This window comes from Oleiphilus sp. HI0125, assembly GCF_001635355.1.
In genome coordinates, this window is the sequence record NZ_LWGF01001047.1 from 1 (window position 1) to 832 (window position 832).

Here is an 832-nt window from a genome sequence, read left to right on the forward strand (position 1 = left end):
ATTCAATGTAAGCGCACACAACTCAAATACATACAAATCAAGCCATCACGCTGAATCAAAAACGATAAAAAAACTAGAACACAAACTTCATAAAACAGAACACAAACTTCATAAAACAGAACACAAACTTCATAAAACAGAACGAAAACTTCATCAAAAAGAATCGCGCATCGCTAAAAGACTAACAAAAGTTCAGCTTGGACCTCGGCCGTTCTTTCTGGTTGAAGATATGACTGACAGCAAATTAAAACGAAAGCTTCAAAGTTGTAAGTCGGGCCCATTTGCGCCAAGCAACTTCTCGATCGGACATCGCGGCGCCCCCATGCAATTTCCCGAACATACTAAAGAGTCTTATATCGCAGCGGCTAAAATGGGCGCTGGTATCATGGAATGTGATGTCACCTTTACAAAAGATCGCGCGCTAGTGTGTCGTCATGCGCAATGTGATCTCCACACAACAACAAACATTCTTGCAACGCCACTCGCCCAGAAGTGCTCTGTTGCGCCGGAATTCAATTCAGAAGGTGAACTTATTAATGCATCAGACATTAGATGCTGTGCTAGTGACATCACTGTTGCCGAGTTCAAATCACTTGAAGGCAAAATGGACGCGGCCAACCTAGCAGCAACAAGTATTGATGAATATATGGATGCCACAGCTAGTTGGAGAACAGACGGATACAGCGGTCGCGGTACATTGCTGACACATGCCGAAAGTATTCAACTCTTTAAAGAACTAGGCGTCGATTTCACGCCAGAACTAAAATCTCCTCAAGTGGAGATGCCATTCGAAGGCGATTACACACAGCAAGACTATGCGTCACAATTGATT

At 43.4% G+C, this 832-nt stretch carries 1 protein-coding gene; it reads left to right on the top strand.

Translation table 11 applies throughout. The features are described from left to right. Positions 1-229: 229 nt before the first annotated feature. Positions 230-832 (top strand): glycerophosphodiester phosphodiesterase family protein (locus A3762_RS17970; protein ID WP_304439294.1); only part of this gene is annotated, 603 nt, incomplete at its 3' end.